This is a genomic window from Desulfatibacillum alkenivorans DSM 16219, from assembly GCF_900142135.1.
Classification (GTDB): Bacteria; Desulfobacterota; Desulfobacteria; order Desulfobacterales; family Desulfatibacillaceae; genus Desulfatibacillum; species Desulfatibacillum alkenivorans.
This window is the reverse complement of the sequence record NZ_FQZU01000012.1, coordinates 25,500-46,481: the sequence shown is the minus strand read 5'-3', so window position 1 is coordinate 46,481 and position 20,982 is coordinate 25,500. Positions and strand designations below refer to the sequence as shown.

Genomic DNA, 20,982 nt, shown 5'->3' with positions numbered 1-20,982 from the left:
GGATTGCAGGGGAAAAGGCAGGGCCTTTTTCCCTGCGTTTTTGAGAGGCCGGGTTCCGGCCCACGGGCCGGGAGGGCGTGGATTATCCTTAAATGCCCTGGATCGTCCTCTGGATGATGTTGTCCTGGGTTTTGCGGGAGATATCCACAAAATGGGCGCTGTAGCCCGCCACCCGCACGATCACCTCCTGGTATTTTTCCGGGTCTTTCTGGGCGGCCCGGAGGGTTTTGTCCGAGACCATGTTAAACTGGATGTGGTCCAGGCCCAGGTCGGCCCAGGTGCGCATATAGGCCCGCCAGAGCTGATACCCTTTCTCGCCGGCCATCTGGGTGGGGGAAAGGCGCTGGTTCAGCAAAAAGGCCCTGCCGTCCGCCACGTGGTCGATCTTGCCGCAGGACTTCAACACGGCTGTGGGGCCTTTTTTATCCAGGCCCGGACCGGGGGAGATGCCGCCGTCGTACAGGGCGTCGCCCAGTCTTCTGCCGTTGGGCAGGGCGCCCACTACGGAGGAGTAGTGGATGTTGCCGGAGACGTTCTGGGGAGCGGCCGGCCAGGTGTTGTTGGAGGTGCAGCGCATGACCTTGCTGTGCTTGGCCATGGTGCGCAGGCACCGGAGCATGATGTCGTCCACGTAGTCGTCGTCGTTGCCCCATTTGGGCGCTTTATTGACGAAGTCCAGGCGCATTTGCTCGTAGCCGTCCCAATTGGTTTCCAGGGCTGTGATCAACTGATCCATGGTGTATTTTTTATCGTCGAACACCAGCTTTTTGACGGCGGCCAGGGAGTCGGCGTTTTCCACCCAGGTGAAAGCGGTGATCCAGCAGTTGCCGCGTTCGCCTTCGGGGCTGACTGCGTCGATGCCCCTTTCCACGGCGCGCTCGGTGATGCCGGAGAGGAAGGGCCTGCCGTAGAATTCGGGGTCCTTGTACCGGCCCAGGTTGACAGTGCGGACCAGGAGGCTCAACAGCCACTGCATCTGCTGGGTCCAGGCGTCGAAGAGCTGCTCGAAATCCGTAAAGGTGCGGGCGTCCCCGGTCTGGGGGCCCATTTGCATGCCCACCACGTGGTCGTAGCCGTTGTGCAGGGCGTATTCCACCATCTTGGCGCAATTGGCCGTGGCGGACGCCATGCGGAAGGGCTGGACGCCGTTTTTGGTGGTGGGGCACGGGCTCATGCAGGCCTGATGCACCCAGGTGCGGGCTTCCTCCACCGGGTGGCCGTGCCAGTTCATGCAGTTGGCCACCAAAATGGGGTCGTTGCGGAAGGACGGATAGCCCAGGCCGTGGCGGATGCACTCAAAGCATTCCCGCATGACCTCGTCGGAGACTTTGGGATGCCACCTGAAGGCGAAGGTGGGATTGGACACCCGGATCAGGCGCGCGGTGCGCAGGAAGGCGGTGGTCAGGGCGTTGCATGCGTCCGAGCCGTCGGGCTTGACGCCGCCGATGGTCCAGACCCAGGTGCCGGTGATGCCCTGCATGCCTTCACGAGCCCAACGGGGGCCGAAGCCGCCCACTTCGTATGCGCGGATCATGAATTCGCCGATAAGGTCCGTGGCTTCCTCTTCGGTCAGGCTTTTGTCCTGGAGAACGTCTTTTTCGTAAAAGGGCCCGTGGTAGTAGTCGGGTCTTGCAGGCCAGGCGCCCTCGCTGGCTTCAAAGCGCGACATGGTCTGGATCAGCAAATCCATTTGGAAGGATTCCTGCAAGTTCCGCGGGGCCTTGGCCGGAACCCGCTCGCAGGTTTCGGCGATGCGCAGGAGTTCTTCCTTGCGCTTTTCGTCGGTTTCCAGGTGCTCGGCCATGGTCCTGGCAAGACGGGCGTAGCGTTTGGCGAACCGGATGGCCGCTTCCAGCACGAGGATCATGGCTTCCCAGTTCTGGATGCGATCGTAAATGTGCAGGATGTCCGGGCCGGGGACGCCGATGGTTTTTTCTTCGGCTTCGGCGATGTGATCTTCAATGTCGGCGATGATGTCTTCAAAGCCGCGCTCGCCCTTAAGGTAATATTCGTAGTTCTTGCCCGAATAGCCGTATGCGGAGGTCGGGGCGCCCCAGCCGATGGCGCCGGAGAGGAACTTCACCGCGTCTTCCGGGTCCAGAATGCGGGCCACCTTGTCCACGGCGGTCTGACCGGCCCAGTAATCGTTGATCTCGGCCACTTTGCGGAGGGATTCCTCTTCAGGCTCGGGCATGATGCCGGGTTCGTTGTACAGTTCCTCGTTGACGATGGACGCGCCGTCCACGCGCCAGCTGATGGTATGGGGAGCGCTGCCCCAGTACCCCACGAGTTGGGAATGATCCGTAATAAAAATGGGAATATTGTCAAAAACATGGGCCAGTGCTTTGGCCCTGCGCATGATGATGGGGTCGAATTTCCACCACTTCCACATGTCCGTAAACAGCTTGGGACCTTCCAGGTCCACTTTGATTCCAGGGGCGTAGTTGCCGCCCAAAGCCCCTTTTTTCCACACGGCCTTCCTCAAATAGTCCAGCCTTTTGGAGCGCTTTTTTTCCGCGATCCACCACCATTCCTGTTTCTCTTCATGTTCTTGGAGACTCACGTCCAACTTTGCGGGTTCTGCAGTCATGGTCTTTCCTTTCACTCTTGGCGTTTGCTGGCATTACTTCCGGAAAAACGGTTCCCCTGATGATGATACCATCCTATTAGCACAGATGACGTAAAAATTACCATCCATAATTGATAAAAGATATTATTAGGCGCAATTTAGACAAATTTTTATCAAAAATTTAACACTAATTTCTAAAATAGAAGGATATCAATAGCCCAATTTTACAGCAAATAATTTTACATGTAAAATTCGAAATTAACTGAATTATTAATTATAAAGGCAAAGATAAATACGGGGCCAAGATTCACCGACGGACGGCCGCAGCCTCCAAGGCCGGGGCCGTCCGGACAATCCGCTGCAGGCGCCCCGGCGAAATAAGGGCGGGCCGCAGGCGCGCCCTACTTTTTCAACTGGCGATGAGCCCTGCGGTAACTGGGGTCGTTCACCTCGCTTCCGCTGGTGTCGATGAGGGCCTGGCGGGTGTAGTGTTCGCACTTGCCGCCGTCGGAGTTGAACAGGACGGTGTAGCTGGCCTCGCCCTCCATGACGTAGACCGGCGGAACCGCTTTGATGTCCGAGCCGACCTTGAGCTTTTTACAGTAGCCGCGGCCGTCCGATGCGTAGGCGTTTTCGGAGAAATTCCTGCAAAAACCGCAGGCCTTTTCCGGGACGTTCTCCCGTTCCTCCACGGTCCGGGCTTTGCTGACGTCGCCCAACATGCCGTTCGCCACCTGTTTCCACTGACTTCTTCGAGACATCCTTTTTCCTCCTTGGTCAAGACGATGAAAGGCGCCGCCTTTATGGGACAGGCTAACCGCCAATGGTTACTTCGTAAACATGCTCCAAAAACAGATCGATCACCGGCTCCAGGCGGGCGTCGTCGTAGCCTTCGCCCGCGGGAAAGTCGTATTCCATGCCAAAGGCCCTGTATTTGCTTCCGGCGTAGGGGTGATAGGGCAGAAGGTCTACGCCCTGGACCGCGTCGTCCAGACTCGCCGCGAATTTGGCCGTGGCGGTCCAGTTTTCCTGGTTGTCGTTCACTCCCGGTATGATGGGAACCCGAATGCGCATGACGGCGCCGGCCTCAGCCATCTTTTGGGCGTTGTCCAGGATCAGCTTGTTCGTCGCGCCCGTATAGGCTTTGTGGGGTTGGGGGTCCATGTGCTTCAGGTCCAAAAGCACCAGGTCGGCCAGGGGCAGCACCCGGGCGTAATCCTCCCATGGGGCGTGGCCGCAGGTGTCCAGGGCCGTATGGATGGGCCTGCCTTCTTCGGCGCCCTCTTTGGCCAGGCTAAAAAGGGCGTGGACGAATCCGGGCTGAGCCATGGGCTCGCCCCCGGAAACGGTGAGGCCTCCGCCGGAATGGCGAAAAAAGGGTTCGTCGGCAAACACCTCTTGCATGACCTCGGCGGCGGTTTGGATGGCTCCCCAGGGAACCAGGCCGGAATGGGTGCATGTCCGGGCGCATTGAAAGCAGTCCGTGCACAAGGCCCGGTCGATCATTGGCTTGGCGTCGTCATTGAGAGACAGGGCGCCGGCGGCGCAGGCTTCCAGGCAGTCTCCGCACCCGATGCAATTGGTGTAAAAGGGAATGACCTCGGGAAAACGGCGCCGCCCTTCCGGGTTGTGGCACCATTTGCAGTCCAGCAGGCACCCCTTCAAAAATACGGTGGTGCGAAATCCAGGACCGTCGTTGGTGGACATGCGCTGGATGTCGTTGACTATTCCGATTGTTTTTCCTGGCGCCTTCAAACCGGTTCTATGCTCCTTCAAACCCGGAGCCGCCGATGGTGGCTTCCAGGCCGCTCATTTCGTAAAGCTCCCTGGGAATTTCCAGCAAGGAAGGCTCCATGGCCTCGGTTTGCCACAGAGACCAGCTCCGGCCCAGCCATCCGTATTTGTCCTGGCACCAGTTGTGGTAAGGCAGCAAGTCCACCCGGGCGATGCGGCCGGGAAGTTCGGACAGAAACAGGGCCGCGGCCTTATGATCCTGAATGGCGTCGTTAAAGCCGGGGATCACGGGAATGCGCACCCAGGTCTCCACCCGGTTTTTTACCAGGAGCGCCAGATTCTCCTTGATCAGGGCGTTGTCCACGCCGGTCCATTCCTTATGCTTCTCCGGGTCCGTGTGCTTGAGGTCGAAAAGCACCACGTCCGTGTGCTTCAGCAGGCTTTCCAGAACGCTCCAGGAGCAATGGCCGTTGGTGTCCAGACAGGTGTGCAAGCCCCGGGCTTTCGCCCCGGCCAATATCTTTCCGGCGAATTCCGGATGGGCCGTGGGCTCGCCGCCGGACAGGGTCACGCCTCCGCCGGAGTTTTCGTAAAAGGGCCGGTCCGACTCCACTTCATCCAGAATTTCCTCCACGGTCATGGCCTGGCCCGTGATCTCCAGGGCGCCGTAAGGGCAGGCGTCCACGCAGTTCAGGCAGCCATCGCACCGGGCCAGGTCGATCTTGTAATAATCCGAGCCTTCGGCCCGGGACAGCACCGGGTCGATGGGCGGCTGAACCGCTCCCGTGGGGCAGGCGTCCATGCAGGCGCCGCACTGGACGCAAAGGCGCTTTTTCCAAAAGACCTGGGGTTTGGCGCTGATAGTCTCGGGGTTGTGGCACCAGGCGCATTTCAGCGGGCAGCCTTTTAAAAAGACGTTGGTGCGAATCCCGGGCCCGTCGTTTACCGCAAAGCGTTGAATTTCCGTAATCAGACAGGTTTCGGCCATTTATCCCTCCCGCTCTCTTTCCTTTTGGGGCCGCGGCCGGGTGAAAACCCTTCCCCGCAGCCCGGAGGTTCCCCAGACCGAGCCCCCGCAATAGGCCTCGGCTTCTTCCATTTCCTCGCAATACACGGCGCCGTGGCATTGGGGGCATTGCCGAAAGCACTGCACCCCGGCGGAGTCCGCGTGATTCAAGAACCGGAAGTCCACTTTGTCGCCCGTATGCCCGCAATGGCTGCACGTGAGTTCCATAGGAAGTCGTCCGCTCCGCAAAATCAGGTTGTCAACGTAATTGGATGAAAACTCAATAATATACCCACTTTGCATCAGGGTATTTTCACAAGCTATGATCCGTAATTATCAATCTGCTTTGTGCCCAACAAATAGTTGCAGGATATTAGCATCTTAGTTTCTACGTCCATGTCCTTATACACCAGATACTTGAAAAACACCAGATTTTAACATCCTTAAGAGATGAGAGGCTTTTAAATTATTAGGGACATACCAAAAAGTTTCGGGATGAATCCATATTTTTCAGAACTTTAGGGCCTTTTGCAAAACCTTTTTAAGGAGGCGATTTCCCCGTAATTCCCGCACCATAGAACGCGCCCGCCCCTATCCAGCCTGGTTTTGACAAGAACGGTTTTCAGCCCCATTATTGTCAGTATGGTTTTCCCGATAAATGGGGCTCAAAGTGAATATCACCTAACGGAAAGGATAAGCCATGGCTGACGACAACATCCCCCAGGCGGGAGACAAAGCGCCTGATTTTTGCCTGAAGGACGGAAACGAAAACGAGGTCTGCCTGAAGGATTTTGCGGGCAAGTGGGCGGTCTTGTACTTTTACCCCAGGGACAACACATCAGGATGCACCACCGAAGCCCTGGAGTTTACGGGTCTGTTGCCGGAATTTGAAAAGCACGGAGCGGCGGTGATCGGGGTGAGCAAGGACTCCACGGCCTCCCATAAAAAATTCACGGACAAGCACAGCCTGGGGGTGACGCTGCTGTCCGACCCGGACAAGGAGGTCCTGGAAAAATACGGCGCCTGGCGGTTGAAGAAAATGTACGGCAAGGAAAGCATGGGCGTGGTGCGATCCACTTTCCTGATCGACCCCAAAGGAACAATCCACACAGCCTGGGGCCGGGTGGGCAAGGCGGCCGGCCACGCCCAAAAGGTGTTGGACGCCTTGGTGAAGGCGGTGTGATTTTAGGATCTGAAAAACAGAAAAAGTGCCTCCGGCGGCGAACTTTTTGAAAAAAGTTCGATCAAAAACTTTTTAAAGTGCGCTGCGCGCAAGGGCGTTGCTGGGTTTGTCATTCCCGAATGCTTCTGTCGGGAATCCAGCGTCACTGGCCTTTTAAAACTACAACGACGCTGGGTCCCCGCCTGCGCGGGGATGACGGGCTTAATCGGCCTGAATAGCTCCTTTGGCCTGCCCATTTTCCCGCCTGTGTCGACCGCCGCTTGCTGCGCCCGCGTAGGGGTTGGGTTCCCAAACCTTGGGCGGCGCTAGCAGAACAGTATCCTGCCAGATTGAATACGGGGAAATGTTCCAATGGAAATAGACGGCCGAGACGATGAGGCTTGGCGCTTTCGCCCCGGCCGGAGGATTTTAGAGTTTGTCAATCATGCCCCTGACGGGAACCTTGAGCATAATGAACCTCAGTCAATCTGGAATTATAGCTCAAAATTCATCCATGATTTCAAAGTTATATAAAGTTAGTCCCTTAGTAAGGGACGTCCCCTTGTTTCCCAACAAAAAAATAGCCAGGCTGAAATTCCCACCCTCTATCAAACTGGTGTATTTGGAATTTTTCATAACATTATAAGATTGCGGTGTATATGGGTACTCACATAAGACTTGAAAATACTTGATTTCATTAAAACATCGAATATGTGGCAAAAAAGGGCTTGAAATATTTATATTAACGTGTGTATCCTTATCGTCACCCACTAGTGTATCCTTATCGTCACCCACTAGTGTATCCTTATCGTCACCCACTAGTAAAATTTACAGTCTGGGGCTACTTAGACCCAAGCCCTAAGCAAAAATGGAATAAGCAGATAAAAACTATGCATGGGTCGAGGACTTCTCTATGGAAGAACTTAAGGCAAGAACGCTTGTTATGATTTTTTCAGCGATCATTTCAGCATTACTCGGTGGGAGTTCAGTTTATAAATTTTATACAGAGAAACTTGATGAAAAAACAATTTTATGTGAAGACTATCGCCACAAATGGCATAATGCAAAATCCAAAGTTTCTTCACTTGAAAAAGAAATATCCTTACTCAATAATAAAATCGGACAGTTAAATTCGGACTTCAATAAACAAAAGGAACAAATAGAAAAGGACTTCAATAAACAGCATAAAGAGATAAAAAAGGAGTTCAATAGCCTTCAGGAAGAATATAATTCTCTAAATAGGAGATATTATAAAGCAACCAGTACTGGGGGGCTTACATACGAAGGGCCATCTATCGAAACGTCATGGCAGGAAGTCAAACTTTCCACAGGAGATAGAGTGCACTTTAAATTACCAAGCGCCTCTCTTTTTATGAAAATCACAAAAATTACAAAAAAAGGACCTGTTATCAAATTTACAGGTGCCATACCACGACTTACTCAATCATCTCTCGTTAGTGAAAAATTTGGAGACTCTTGTTACCTTCTTTCAATAGATCAATTATTACATTTTCAAGTTTCTGGCAAGGCATCGAAAGAAGGATATCTAAAGGCAGATTTATCTGATTTAGAAGACATTTATGTTAAGTGTTTGTCTTACGATGTTTCTGAGCAAGTAACAGAACTGAAGTTCCGAAAGCAACTTGTGGGAGGATAGACTATGAAAAGACCATACATAAAGACACTTGTTTTTTCAATGCTTATTATCTGCGTGACATCAGTGGGGTGCACTTCATCTTCTGACTTACAAAAATTGCAAAGACAAATGTACGGAGAAATCAATCCACTAAGGTCAAACCTAAGTAGAATTGAAAGAGAGGTCAGGTCTTTAGGGACAGAAATTCAGAATAATACAACGCTTATACAGGCCGCCCAGTCACAAATCAGGAATGTTTCAATTGAACAAAAGACTCTTGCTTCTAAGACAAACTCAGAAGTAGAAAGAATTTCCGACTCACAGGACGATATCCTCAATGAATTAAGAAATAAACTAAGAAAAAGTGAAGAAAAGCTAAAGGAAATGGAGGAAACTGTAATTGAAATACGATTAAAAATACATAATCTACAGAAGGATTTTATCCAATGACATTTTTTGCACAACCTCATAAATACGAAAATGCATTTTTGGGGACGTCCTTAAGTTTTTAACTTAGCGCTCAGACAGGATTCATGGGGCCTCTCTCAAAAAGTCATTAGCCTTATCTCATTTTTGACGTCATTTCGGGAATGACGGGTTGGCAGCCCCATCCTTTGCGTTCTACTCGGTTTCGCCGGGACGAATCCCAACTCTTTCCCGCCAGGGCTTTTCGTTTTGATAAAATTCCAGGCGTTGCTCCATGTCGGCGCCTCCGGTTTGATCACCGGCCCTGACTTTCTCCAGGGCGCGTTGCTGGATGGCGATGGCTTGTTGAAAGTCGCCGGTCTCGGCCAGGGCTGCTGCGAGGGTTTCCAGGTAAGAAGCGGGCTTCTTTTTATTCACAAGGCTTTGTGCGATTTCCAATGCCCGGGCGCCGTCCCGCACCTGATCGTCAAAGCTGACGGAAAGAACCCAGGCCAGGAGCCTGGAAGGCTCCTCCATGCCGGGTTGGCATTCCAGACACCTTGACAGCCAATCCACGGTTCCGCGGTCGTCGCCCATATAGCGAGCCGCGTATGCAGCCTGTAAATTCGCCCCGCACAAATCCGGCTTGTATTGCACAGCTTTTTCCAAATCCCGGACCGCAGCCTGGTATTGGCGCAACTGCACGTGAGCCTTGCCCCTTTCCATATAGGCCAGGGCGTATTCCGGATTGAGTTGAACGGCTTTGTCCAACAGCCTGATCGCGGCCTCCGGCATTTTCAGCAGGCCGTAAGCGGTTCCCGTGAAATAAAGCACCAGGGGGCTGTCCGATCTCAGCGCCAGGGCCTTTTTAATGTCGCCGACGCTTTCCGCTTTCTTTCCCAGGCGGGCGTTGATTATGGCTCTCCAGGCGTAGGCCATCACATGATTTTCGTTAAATTCAATGGCTTTGGAAAGGTGTTCATAGGCCTTTTGGTTGGCCGCACTCTGGGCGTAGTTAACGCCGAGCCTGTAATGCCCCTGCACGGATTGGGGATTTAACGCCACGGTTTTAAGATAGTCTTCCAGGGCCTTTGGCTTTTGCCCCATGACCTCGTAAATATTCCCTCTTTCAAAATACAGGGAGTCTTTTCCCGGATAGAGGGCGATGGCCTCGCCGGCGTTTTTCAAAGCCAGATCATAGTCGCCGGCCAAACGGGCCGCATGGGCGCGCCCCAGGTACAGCGCCGGCTCATTGGGGGTGCATTCCAGGGCCTTTGTATAACTCTCATAAGCCTTTTCCGGCTCATTTTTTTGCGTGTATATGGAGCCCAGGTAGTAATAGCCCAAAGCCTGGTCAGGGTCCTCCGCTACAACCTTTTGGGCGTCCGCCAGGGCCTTGTCAAACTCCTCCGCCGCAGAGTAGGCCAGGGCTCTTCTGCCCAGGGCCTGGTTGGAGCCGGGGTTAATGTCCATGGCCTTGGTATACTGCTCAATGGCCGCATAATGGTCTCCCTGCTTGGAGTAGATCAACCCCATGGTCAGGTACGGCTCGGCGCTTTGGGGGTCGATTTTAGCGGCGTTGAGGCAGGTTTGAATCCCTTTTTCGGGATATCCCGCGTCGGCCTGAGCCTTGCCCATGAGGCACATGAGCCCCGCGTTGTCCGGGTCCATTTCCAAAGCCTTCAGGTAGTACGTCACAGCTTCACCGTAATTCTCCCGCTGGCTGCAAAAACCGGCGATCTCCCTGTAGGGCCAGGCCTGATCCGGCAGCAGGGCGACCGCAACGTCAAAATCCGCCCGGGCTTTTTCATAATCTCCCAAGGCGGCGTAGCTTTTCGCACGCTGGACGTAAGCCGCCGGAAAGCGGCTGATCATGTTAATGGCTTGGGTGAAATCCTGGACGGCCTGCTCGTGATCCCCCGTCCGGGCGTAGGCGCCCCCTCTCTGGAACAGGAGCATGGCGTTATCCGGGGAAAGTTTTGCAGCGGCGCTAAGATCTTCAATGGCCTGATCCATGGCCGCCGGGTCCTGAAGCGCCACTCTGGCGCTGTCCGAGTAGGCCTGGGCCAGCATCTTGTCTTTGGGGATGCAGCCGGCGTTTAACAGCGCCGCCAGGATGCAAACCGCCGCCATTGCGAGGCCCGCTTTCAGGACGGCCTTTTGGCCGTCCGCCTTGAAAAGCCCGATTGGGAAAAGTCGCATAATTATAATCCGTTTCAGAAATAGTATGAGCAGGCTGTCAGCCGATGCGCTCCCGGCCGGAAAATACGTACACCCCGCCGTCCCGGGTGGACAGGGCCAGGGTCATGTTCAATTTGCGGGCCATGAGGACTGCCGTCGTGGTGGGCCGGGATATGGAAAACACCACGGGAATGCGGGCGTTGGCGCATTTTCGAACCACGTCCTTGTTCATGCGGCAGCTTACAATGACCACTTCCGCCTGAGCCGCCTTGCCATCCAGAAAAACCGCGCCCAGGGCTTTGTCCAGGGCGTTGTGCCTGCCCACGTCTTCGGCCATGCTTAACGGATTCAGGCTGCGGTCGAAAACAAAGGAGGCGTGGGCGCTTCGGGTGATATGGTGGATGTGCTGCTTGCTCCATATGGCCTGGGCGTGTTCATGGGCCTTAAGCCGGTCCACCAGGGGCTGGTCCGTGGTAAACGGGGCGATTTGGGAGCTTAGCAGGTCCGCAATATCCTCGTCGGTTGCGCCGGGCGGAAAAGGCTGGTCTTTGCCCCGTTCCTCAGCCAGGTTTTGGGCTCTTTGAAAAGCCTCCCGGGAAACCCGAACCTGAACATGCGCGCTTTTTTCCGAGGCGTCTCCTTGGAAGCCCAAAAGATCCTCCCGGCTCGCCAAAATGCCGTCCCCCAGGCAAAGGCCGGCGGCCTGGGCCTTTTCCAGTCCGGGAGTCCGCATGGTTGCCGCCAGGACCAGGCCGTTCACGGAAACGGTCAGGGGCATTTCCCGGATAAGGTCCAAGTCCTCGCGGGAGGATTTCCCGGGGTCCAGCCGGGGGATGGAGAAGGTCCTTTTGAAATGCTCCATGCTCAGTTCCCCTGCCTGATGATGATGTCCCGCCTGGGAAAGGGAATTTCCACCCCGTGCTTGTCAAACTCCTCTTTGACCTTGTCCGTGATATACGAAATGGTGTGAATGCGCTTGCGGGCGTCGTCTATCCAAACCCGCACCTGCAGATCCACGGAGGATTCGCCGTAATTGACCACCACGACCACCGGCGCGGGGTCTTTGGAGACCCAATCCAACTGATTGGCCACGTTGATGATCAGGGACTTGGCTTTGGCTATGTCGGCGTCGTAGGCGACGCCCATATTGATGCGCACCCGGATGCCTTCGGACCCGGAGGTGTAATTGATGATGTCCCGGGTCATGATTTCGTTGTTTGGAATGACGATGGTGATGTTGTCCGTGGTCTGGATTTTGGTGGCCCGCATGCCGATTTCCATCACATCGCCCCAGGTGGCGCTGTTTCTGGGAGAGGTCCAGACCTCGATACGGTCCCCCACTTCAAAGGGCCGGTCTATCAGTAGCAGCACGCCTGCGATGAAGTTGGACAGGGTGTCCTTGGCTGCAAAGCCCACGGCCACCCCCATGACGCTGGCGCCTGCGATGATGGGCATGACGTTGATGCCGATGCGGTCCAGGGCGAATATAATGGCGGCCACATATATCAGCACACCGCCAAAGCGCTTGGTGATGTCAAAGACGATGTCATCGAGCTTGGTTTCGGTTTTTCCGGCGATGCGGCTTTCCAGATAGGTCACGGAAAGGTAGATGATTTTTTTGCCCGGGGCTGCAAAAAAAACGATCATGATAGCGAAAAAGGGATTTTTCACCGCCTCAAGGCCCAAAACCTCGATGAGGTACATGCCCGTGGCCAGGATGAGCCCGTAAAACAAGGCTTGGCGGGTGGCTGACAACACCTTTTGATTGGACTGGATAAACTCATATTTTTCCAGCCGCGCGAAGACTATTTTCACCACCTTGCGAAAGATCATCCACAAAATAAGGGAGCCTAAAACGCCGGCGGCGGCCCGCATGGCCGCGCTTTGCCAGATGGAGTGTTCGTTGACCAGCTCTGCAAGCATCTCGTTGATTCTATTCCAGAATTCCATTTTAAAATCCGTCTTAAGAACGATAAATTAAGGATTACTCTTTATACTGCCGCGGATTGGCATGCCCAAGGCTGCAATAAATTTCGTAGCTGATGGTTCCGGCGGAGGCGGCGAGCTCATCCCCCGTCACCCGCAGCCCGTCCTTTTCCCCCAACAGGACCACTTCGTCGCCCGGCTGCACATTGTCTATCCCGGTCACGTCCAGCATGGTCAGGTTCATGCATACGGTTCCCACAACCGGAACCCGTTTGCCGTGAACAATGGCCGCGCCTTTGTTGGCCAGCCTGCGAAAATATCCGTCCGCGTACCCCACGGGCACGGCGGCGATCAGGGAGGGCCGGGACGTGGTAAAGGTCATGCCGTAGCTGATGGGGCTTCCCTGGGGCAGGGTTTTGAGGGAGATGATCAGGGTCTTGAAGGTCATGACCGGCTTGAGCAGATCCGCCCCTTTCATCCCGGGATCGGGGGCCGAGCCGTACAAGGCGATCCCCGGACGCGCCAGAGGGACTCCCTTGGCCAGCCCTTCCAAAACGGCGCCGCTGTTTGCCAGGGTGTCGTTGATCATGGAAAGGGACGCGCGTTTGAAGGCCTCCACCTGGGACTTTGTGTGGGGATGGTCGGGAATCTCCGAAGCGGCCAGATGGGAGGCGATGCCGGTGACGCGAATTCCCTTCAAGGGCGCCAGGGCCTCCACAAAGGCGGGCAGATCTTCCGGGAAGATTCCCAAGCGGCCCATGCCGGTGTCCACCTTGATGATCACGTTTCCTGTCTCGCCTTTTTCCAAAAAGGCCTGGGACAAAGCCTGGGCCGCCTCCATGGAGAATATCACGGCGTCAATATTGTTTTTGGCGGCGTCCCCGGCCTCCCAGGGAAAAATGCCGGACAAGGAGACGATCGGGACCTTAATCCCTTCTTGCCGGATGACGGCCGCGTCCGCCGGGTCGAATACCCCCAGGGCGTAGGTTCCGCAGTCCACAAGGGTTCGGGCGGCCTGCTTCAGGCCATGGCCGTAAGCGTCGGCTTTCACCACGGAAACCATTTTCGTCCCGGGCCCCGCCAAATCCGCCAAAACGCGGTAATTGTGCGCCAGGGCTTTAAGATCTATTTCAAGGTATTTGCGTTCCATATTCCGGGCTTAGCACAACCGGACGATGGTTTCAATCCGGCTTTGCATAGGGGATTGTGATTCCGTGATCTATCCTGTATGGATAGGTGGAATCTGTTTATGAAATAAAAAATCTCCAAATTTAGGGACGTCTCATGAATCCTGAAAAAAACGTCATCCCGGAAAAAGTACAAACCATTCATCTGACAGCTATTTGCGGCACGGGCATGGGCGCCCTGGCCGGCATGCTCAAGGAAGCAGGATACCAAATCACGGGCTCGGACCTCAATGTTTATCCGCCCATGAGCACCTTTTTGGAATCCAAGGGAATTCCGGTCATCCAGGGATTTTCCGGGGACAACCTGGCCCACAACCCGGATCTGGTGGTGATCGGCAATGCGGTTTCCAAGGACAACCCCGAGGCCGTCGCGGTCATGGAAAAAGGCCTGCACTACTGCTCGTTCCCCCAGGCCATCGACCGGTTTTTCGCCTCCCAGAAGACGCCCATCATGGTTACGGGAACCCACGGCAAGACCACCACCTCGGCCCTCATCGCCTGGCTTATCGCCGCCGTGGGCCTGGATCCGACATTCATGATCGGCGGCATCCTGGCTAATTTCAACAGCAACCACCAGGTGGGGACCGGAGCCTATATGGTCATCGAAGGGGACGAATACGACACGGCCTTTTTTGACAAAGGCCCCAAATTTCTGCATTACACGCCGTCCAGGACCGTCCTGACCAGCGTGGAGTTCGACCACGCCGACATCTTCAAGGATCTGGATCACGTAAAAAGCGCGTTTACGTCCCTGCTGAAAAACCTGCCCAGGGAAAGCCTGCTGGTCTTTCACGACGCGGACGACAATATAAAGGATATCCTGCAACAGGCGGAATGCTGGATCACGCCTTACGGCTTCGGGGAAAAGGCGCCCTGGAGAATCGGCAAGATGAGGACCGAGCCGCCCTACACCTTCCTCGAAGTGTTCCGGCGCGGGGAGTTTTACGCGGAATTCAAGGTTCCCCTCATGGGCAGGCACAACGCCCTCAACTGCCTGGCCGCAATCGCCGTGGTGGACGATTTGCGCATTCCCGTGGAGGGCATCCAGGCCGGGTTGGAAACCTTCAAGGGCGTGGCCCGGCGCCAGCAGGTCCGGGGCGTGAAAAACAATATCACGGTCATGGACGACTTCGCCCACCACCCCACGGCCGTGCGGGAAACCATCAAGGCGGTCAAGCCGTTCTACGATAAAGGCCGGGTGGCCGCCGTGTTCGAGCCCAGGACCAATTCCAGCCGCCGTAAGGTGTTTCAGGATGTGTACCCTGAAGTATTTGATGACGCGGACATCATTTGCATACCCCAGCCCGCCCTTTTGGAAAAAATTCCGCCCGAGGAACGGTTCTCGTCGGAAAGACTGGTGGAGGACCTGAAAGCCCGAGGAAAGGACGCCCATTTTTTTGCGGACGTGCAGGGCATCATCGACTTTTTGGCCAAAACCCTGGAGCCCGGCGACCTGGCCCTTATCATGAGCAACGGCGGGTTTGAAAACATCCATCAACGATTGCTGGATGCGTTGTAGACACGGCGTGGATTGAAGGCCTGCTTTTGTATGGTTTTTCATAGATCGTCAGTTCGAAAAACTTCCTGGGCGTCCTGTTAAACCAAGGCCGAACCAAGAGCGCCTGCGCGCCCCGGCAGGATACTGCGCTGCCGCGGCCACCCACATAACAGGCCGGGTTACATTGCAGTTGCTCTCCCCCGTGAACCCACTTGGGGCCGCGCAAAGCGCGTCCTGGCGGGCGCGGCGGCCTGCAGCAACACTGCAAATTGAATTACCTCTGGCTTCATAACGGCAGGGCAAGCCCTGAAACTACGGATCAAATGCCGCCTATAGGCGCTATTACCCGGCAGCAGCGGCATGCAATGCCGGGGTCCGCAAGGCTAAAAATCGTGATCTGGAAAAACTGTTCAAACCGGGGCGATCTTTTTGGCAAGCATTTCATATTCTTCCTGATCGCAGTTTTCTTTCAGCAAAGGGATCAGGTTTGCTAATCCTGAAGATGCTTTAAATGCTTCGTAGGCGACATGATGTGCGATTTGCTTATCCATTTATTCAATCCTTTCCAACCAGGCTTTTGCCGGGGCGTAGCCCAGGGCGGCGGATTGGCGCATGACCTGCTCGGCGCGATTGTGGTCCTCCCGGATGATGAGGATTCTGGCCCATAGGTACAGGCCTTTGGGGTCCTGGGCCTTGGCGGCCTCTTTGGCCCATTCTTCAGCCAGATCGATCATATCGTTTTCAAAATAAATCTTGGCCAGCAGCACCTGGGCTGAGGTATGGCCCTGCTTGGCGGCCTTGCCGAGCCAAATCACGGCCTGGGTCAGGTCTTCATGCACTCCCCAACGGCCGGTATAGGCCAGGCCCAGGTTTTTCTGGCATTCGGCGTCGCCCATATCCGCGCCTTTGCGGTACCACTCCAGGGCTTGTTTATAATCCGGGTTATCGCCTTGCAGATACACGGCGCCCAGGGAGGCGAAGGCGGGCCCCACCTTTTGCTCCGCCGCTTTCTCATACCACTTGACGGCTTTTTTCGTGCTTTGGCGGACGCCTTCGCCTTGATAATACATGTCCCCCAGCATATTTTGAGCGGCGCTCAATCCCAGATCGGCGGCTTTTTCCAGCCATTTGACGGCCTTTTGCGGATTTTTGGGAGTTCCGATTCCCTGGCGATGCATAAGAGCCGCGTTATACATGGCGGAGTACTGCCCCTGGTCCGCGGCGCGCTCCCACCATGCCAGGGCCTTTTCCATGCTTTTGGGAACGCCCGTGCCGCTGGAATAGGCCAGGGCAAGGCCCATCTGGGCCAAAACATGGTCCTGGGCGGCGGATTTTTCCAGCCAGAATAGGGACTGCTCCATGTCCAGGGGAAGGCCCTGGCCCTTGGCGTACCGGGAGGCCAGTTCAAACTGGGCGTTAGGGTCGCCGTTCCTGGCGGCTTGAATCAGGGTGTTGGAATCCTGGGCGTGGACAAAGGAGACGGCGCATAGCCAGGCAAATACGGCCAACAAAAATAAACGGAACGCTTTGGGGGCTTTACGGCGAAAAATCATGATATTGGAATCCCGGCGGATTGTTAAGGATTATAGGCGAAAATTATCTGTAACATATCCAATTCAAAACTGAAAACCGGATTTACTGCTTTTGCTCCTTTTGGCGGGATTTGATCAATTCCAGGTTCAGGCGGGCGTTTTCATAAGCGGGATTGATTTTAAGCGCGGTTTCCAGATGCCGGATGGCGTCGTCCTGGCAGCCCAGGTTGTAAAGCACGGCGGCCATTTTGTTGTGGGTTTCGGGATGATCCGGGTTGATCTCCAGGGCTTTGGAAAGATGGGTGTAGGCTTCCTCCAGGCGGCCCAGGCTGATAAGCACGGTGGCCAGAAGGTATTGGGCATCGAAGTCATCCGGGGAAATGTAGCAAATGGTTTTAAGCTGGTCCCGGGCGCCCAGGGGGTTGCCGGTTTTCAGCATAAGCAGGGCCAGGTTTCTCCGGACTTCGATGTTTTCCGGCTCGATTTCCAGGATACGGTTTAATTGATTGGCTCCGGCCTCGATATTGCCGGTCTTGAAATAGATGGACGCCATGTTATTCAGGGCGTCCACGGACCTTGGCGCCAGGCTGAGGGCGGCCTGAATATAGGATGCGGCTTCCTTGTCCTGGCCCGCCGCAGCCAGCAAAGACCCCATGTTGTTGTAGGCCTCAAAATTTCTGGGATCAAGCTGGATGGCTCTGGCGAAAAAATCCCGGGCTTCTTTGGATTCTTCCAGTTTCAGGCTAAGCATGCCCAGGTTGTTGTATACGTTGCTGTCGTTAGGGGCCAGGTCCCGGGCCATGGAAAAATGCTGCAGGGCTTCCTTAAAACGGCCCATGTCAACCAGCAGCGCGCCGATCTTGCAATGGGTCCGGACCTTGTAGTCGGGCAAAAGCAGACCTTTTTGCAACTCTGCCAGGGCCTGGTCCAAACGGCCCAGGCGTTTCAGGGATGCGGCCAGGTTGAACCGGGCTTTTAAGTACGAAGGATTGATCTCCAGGGTCTTGCGGAATTCCTCGATAGCCTGATCGTAACGCCCCTGAGCCATATACTCGATGCCGACGCAGTGATGGGCCAGATAGTTGCCCCGGGTGTTATCCCGAGCCTGGGAAAACAGAGTCATGGAATTTTGCCAATAATAAACCTGACGTTTGGCCGCAAAAGCCGGAGCGGCGATGAGCAAGGCCGCCAAAATCGCCATGGCCGGTTTGGGGATGTTTTTACTTTTTAACAGGTCCAACGCCCCCCACACGAGCATGATAAAAAGCCCCACACCCGGGAGATACAAGGCCCGGTCCACCATGGCGGGAAACACGCCGGTGCGGAAAAAGAGCCCCAGATAAGGCAGGATGATCCCCAAGTACCAAAGCCAGCCTACGATCAAATAAGGCCGCTTGCGGCGAAGATGCAGGCAGGCGCCGGTTGCGAGAACCAGCAGCGCCAGGGCTGCCAGGGGCTTGGCCAGGGACATGGATTCGGGCATGGGGTAGAATATGGAAAGATTCCTGGGCCACAGGGTTTTTCCCATGTAGGCGATACAGGAATACAGGGCGTTTTCAAGGCGCAGGAAATACCCCACTTCCTGGGCGTCCACAATCTGCCCTTTGGCCGAAAAGGCCAGATAATTCAAATATCCCACGCCCAGGCACAAGAGGAGCAAAGGGGCTTTTTCCAGAATCAGGGCGCGCCAGGGCTTGTCCGGCCCGCCGAAAAGGGAAGCCAGGGGGGCCTCTTCCGGACCTTTTAACAACGGCGTCCGATATAGGGGCCAGTAGTCCAGCAAAAACAAGGCGAACATCACGGGCATGACCGGCGCCTTGGACATGAGCGCCCCTAAAAAGCACAGGCAAACCCAGGCGTAGCGGCTCCATTGGGGTTTGGCCGTGTATCGGGCGTAGGAAAGAAAAAACAGCATGATGAAAAAGCCGGACAGAGTGCTTTTTCTCTGCACGGCCCAGGCCACGGCTTCCACGTTCAAAGGATGGACCGCGAAAAGCAAGGCGACAAGCGCGCTTGGCCAAAGCCTTTTGGTCATTATTTTCAGGGCGAAAAACAGCAGCCAGGCGCTGGCCAGATGCAACAGCAGGTTGACCAGATGATACCCCCAGGGGTTGAGTCCTCCGAACTGGTAATTGGCGGCCAGAGAGAGCCAGGTCAGGGGATACCAATAATCCCTTGGCTGAGAGACGGAAAACATCCAGCCGATGTCCGGGGACGCCAGGCCCCGATGCAGGTCGTTGTTCTCCAGAATCTGAACCTTGTCGTCCAGGTTGATGAACTCATGCCCCGGCAGGGACCAGTATACAAACAGGACAGCCAAAGCGATCAGCAGGCAGGCCGTCAGGGTTTGGTTGTCGCGCAACAGGTCGGCGAAGCTCTTTTGCGGAGCAGGCGTTTCCTTGCTTGCAGTTTCCACATGTTCGTTGTTGCTATTCAAAGCCGGCAGCCTTTCCGGAAAGGGGCGCAAAAATCGGGAGCAAACCAGTTCGTGGTTGGTTTTTCGCAGTATGGGGCGGCGGCCCCTGCAGTTTTCTTTAAAAATAAATCCACCCTGCCGATATATAACCGTTTTCACGGGTTAGCGCAAGCCTGAACGCCCGGAGGCGTGCCGGGCGCCCAGCCCGCCCGGTTGAACGCCGCCGCTGTTCGGCTTTTTTCCTCCGTTTCATGGGCTTGGGACGACAGGAATATTGACAGGCGCCCCGCGTAAGGCTAACTGTAATATTCGGAGGCGGGACATGAGGGTGGCGTTTATCCAAAATTTTTTTGAAGAACTGACCGGTCCCTTGATTCTTTGCGAATTGCTGGAAAGGCAAGGGCATAGGGTGAAGTTTTTTCTGCCGGATCGGGGCTGGACGCGCAAGCTCAAGGCCTTTTCTCCGGAAATGGTCGCCATGTCCGTGTGCACGGGGGAGCATCCTGGAATGCTGGAGACAGCCTCCTGGGTGAAGAAATTCATAAACCCGGCGCCTTTGGTGGTCATGGGCGGACCTCACCCGACTTTTTTTCCCGAAGTGATCGAGCATCCCTGTGTGGACGCCATTTGCAGGGGGGAGGGGGAAAACGCCTTTCCGGCCCTTGCCGCCTCCATCAACGGCAAGGGGCCGGCCGTGGACATAGACGGATTTTGGATCAAACGGGAGGGGCGGGTTTATAAAAATCCGCCGGCGGATTTGGTGGAGGACCTGGACCAAATCCCCATTCCCAGCCGGAAAAACCTGTTCAAAGACTATCCGTTCATCCAAAAGCTGCCCTTCCGCAAGATGATAACCGGCCGGGGCTGCCCGTATAATTGCAGCTACTGCTATAACCGGGCCTTGAAGGACATCCTCAAGGGCAAGGGGCGGTATTTGCGCCGCCGAAGCGTAACCCACGTGGTGGACGAGGCGGCATACCTGAAGCAGACCTTCGGGACAAAATTCATCGACTTTAACGACGACATCTTCACCGTGGACCCGGATTGGATTCTGGAATTTTCCGACCAATACGCCAGCCGGATCAAGGTTCCCTTTTGCTGCAATGTACGGGTGGACAGGCTGGACGAGCAAGGCGCCAGAGCCCTGGCCAGGGCCGGGTGCCGGGTGGTCAAGTTCGGCCTGGAAAGCGGGGACGAGCATTTTCGGCGCACGGTCTTGAATAAGAGCACCACGGACGACGACATTCGCCGCTGCGCTGAAATCCTCCATGCATCCGGGATAAAAATCCAGACCTACAACATGCTCGGCCTGCCAGGCGAGACCTTGCAGCAGGCCATGAAAACCGTGCGCCTGAATCAGGAAATCAAGCCGTACTATGCATGGTGCTCCCTGGCCCAGCCCTATCCGGGCACGGCCATGGCCGAGCAGTTCGCCCAGGCGCCGGAGCAGGTCAAGGATCAGGTGGAGCAATGCCCGGCAAGCTGGTTCGACACCAGCATCGCCCCTTTGGAAGACCGGGAGCGGCTGATCAACCTGCACAAGTTTTTCGCCCTGCTGGTGCGCTTTCCCAAGCTGGAGCCTTTGGTCATGAAGCTGGTCGAACTGCCTGAAAACGGGCTTTTTCGCGCCCTTTACCAGGCGGTGTACGGCCTGCATATGAAAGCCATGGTCAAGGCAAGCTGGCCGCGCGTATTGAGCATGTATCTCAAATTGAGAAAGCAGTATTGAC

General features: G+C 55.4%; 17 protein-coding genes. 5 read left to right on the top strand and 12 right to left on the bottom strand.

Features of this window, described 5'->3' with window-relative positions:
* Positions 1 to 88 precede the first annotated feature (88 nt).
* From BUE18_RS11645 to BUE18_RS11625, 5 genes are all read right to left on the bottom strand, one after another.
* On the bottom strand, positions 89 to 2,590 hold the full coding sequence (locus BUE18_RS11645; RefSeq protein WP_073475853.1) for a pyruvate formate lyase family protein: 2,502 nt from the start codon (positions 2,588 to 2,590) through the stop codon (positions 89 to 91).
* A 380-nt stretch (positions 2,591 to 2,970) separates the two neighbouring features.
* The gene (locus tag BUE18_RS11640) at positions 2,971 to 3,330 is read right to left on the bottom strand and encodes a hypothetical protein (RefSeq protein ID WP_073475851.1); all 360 of its coding nucleotides are present in this window, start codon (positions 3,328 to 3,330) and stop codon (positions 2,971 to 2,973) included.
* Between the two features lie 52 nt (positions 3,331 to 3,382).
* Complete coding sequence (locus BUE18_RS11635; RefSeq protein ID WP_139264698.1) at positions 3,383 to 4,345, bottom strand: glycyl-radical enzyme activating protein; 963 nt, start codon at positions 4,343 to 4,345, stop codon at positions 3,383 to 3,385.
* Positions 4,332 to 5,291 carry a glycyl-radical enzyme activating protein gene (locus BUE18_RS11630; protein WP_073475849.1) on the bottom strand — a complete coding sequence of 320 codons (960 nt, stop codon included), beginning with the start codon at positions 5,289 to 5,291 and terminating at the stop codon, positions 4,332 to 4,334. Before BUE18_RS11630 ends, BUE18_RS11635 begins: the two co-directional genes overlap by 14 nt.
* Complete coding sequence (locus tag BUE18_RS11625; protein WP_073475847.1) at positions 5,292 to 5,537, bottom strand: hypothetical protein; 246 nt, start codon at positions 5,535 to 5,537, stop codon at positions 5,292 to 5,294.
* 472 nt (positions 5,538 to 6,009) lie between these two features.
* Between BUE18_RS11625 and BUE18_RS11620 the strand changes: the two genes are divergently transcribed.
* From BUE18_RS11620 to BUE18_RS11600, 3 genes are all read left to right on the top strand, one after another.
* The gene (locus BUE18_RS11620; RefSeq protein WP_073475845.1) at positions 6,010 to 6,492 is read left to right on the top strand and encodes a peroxiredoxin; all 483 of its coding nucleotides are present in this window, start codon (positions 6,010 to 6,012) and stop codon (positions 6,490 to 6,492) included.
* Positions 6,493 to 7,384: 892 nt separating this feature from the next.
* On the top strand, positions 7,385 to 8,128 hold the full coding sequence (locus BUE18_RS11605) for a hypothetical protein (protein WP_073475840.1): 744 nt from the start codon (positions 7,385 to 7,387) through the stop codon (positions 8,126 to 8,128).
* Positions 8,129 to 8,131: 3 nt separating this feature from the next.
* The gene (locus tag BUE18_RS11600; protein WP_073475838.1) at positions 8,132 to 8,557 is read left to right on the top strand and encodes a hypothetical protein; all 426 of its coding nucleotides are present in this window, start codon (positions 8,132 to 8,134) and stop codon (positions 8,555 to 8,557) included.
* A 171-nt stretch (positions 8,558 to 8,728) separates the two neighbouring features.
* On the opposite strand, the gene BUE18_RS11595 is transcribed toward BUE18_RS11600, so the two are convergent.
* From BUE18_RS11595 to alr, 4 genes are read right to left on the bottom strand one after another with little or no spacing between them, the layout of a single operon-like run.
* Positions 8,729 to 10,714, bottom strand: a complete 1,986-nt coding sequence (locus BUE18_RS11595) for a tetratricopeptide repeat protein (RefSeq protein ID WP_073475837.1) — start codon at positions 10,712 to 10,714, stop codon at positions 8,729 to 8,731.
* A 37-nt stretch (positions 10,715 to 10,751) separates the two neighbouring features.
* Positions 10,752 to 11,555: a formate dehydrogenase accessory sulfurtransferase FdhD gene (locus BUE18_RS11590; RefSeq protein WP_073475835.1), complete on the bottom strand. Its 804-nt coding sequence runs from the start codon at positions 11,553 to 11,555 to the stop codon at positions 10,752 to 10,754.
* Between the two features lie 2 nt (positions 11,556 to 11,557).
* On the bottom strand, positions 11,558 to 12,643 hold the full coding sequence (locus BUE18_RS11585; protein WP_073475833.1) for a mechanosensitive ion channel family protein: 1,086 nt from the start codon (positions 12,641 to 12,643) through the stop codon (positions 11,558 to 11,560).
* Between the two features lie 34 nt (positions 12,644 to 12,677).
* Entirely contained in the window at positions 12,678 to 13,769 is a 1,092-nt protein-coding gene (gene alr / locus BUE18_RS11580; protein ID WP_073475832.1) for an alanine racemase, read from the bottom strand.
* 134 nt (positions 13,770 to 13,903) lie between these two features.
* Here alr and mpl point away from each other — a divergent pair, with 134 nt between their 5' ends.
* Entirely contained in the window at positions 13,904 to 15,325 is a 1,422-nt protein-coding gene (gene mpl, locus BUE18_RS11575; RefSeq protein WP_073475830.1) for a UDP-N-acetylmuramate:L-alanyl-gamma-D-glutamyl-meso-diaminopimelate ligase, read from the top strand.
* Positions 15,326 to 15,714: 389 nt separating this feature from the next.
* On the opposite strand, the gene BUE18_RS27905 is transcribed toward mpl, so the two are convergent.
* From BUE18_RS27905 to BUE18_RS11565, 3 genes are all read right to left on the bottom strand, one after another.
* Positions 15,715 to 15,855 (bottom strand): hypothetical protein, encoded by a 141-nt coding sequence (locus BUE18_RS27905; protein ID WP_170868335.1) that lies wholly within the window; start codon positions 15,853 to 15,855, stop codon positions 15,715 to 15,717.
* Entirely contained in the window at positions 15,856 to 16,857 is a 1,002-nt protein-coding gene (locus BUE18_RS11570; RefSeq protein ID WP_073475828.1) for a tetratricopeptide repeat protein, read from the bottom strand.
* An 82-nt stretch (positions 16,858 to 16,939) separates the two neighbouring features.
* Positions 16,940 to 19,273 carry a tetratricopeptide repeat protein gene (locus tag BUE18_RS11565; protein WP_139264697.1) on the bottom strand — a complete coding sequence of 778 codons (2,334 nt, stop codon included), beginning with the start codon at positions 19,271 to 19,273 and terminating at the stop codon, positions 16,940 to 16,942.
* 301 nt (positions 19,274 to 19,574) lie between these two features.
* On the opposite strand from BUE18_RS11565, the gene BUE18_RS11560 reads away from it, so the two are divergent.
* Entirely contained in the window at positions 19,575 to 20,981 is a 1,407-nt protein-coding gene (locus BUE18_RS11560; RefSeq protein ID WP_073475825.1) for a B12-binding domain-containing radical SAM protein, read from the top strand.
* The last annotated feature ends 1 nt before the right edge of the window (position 20,982 follow it).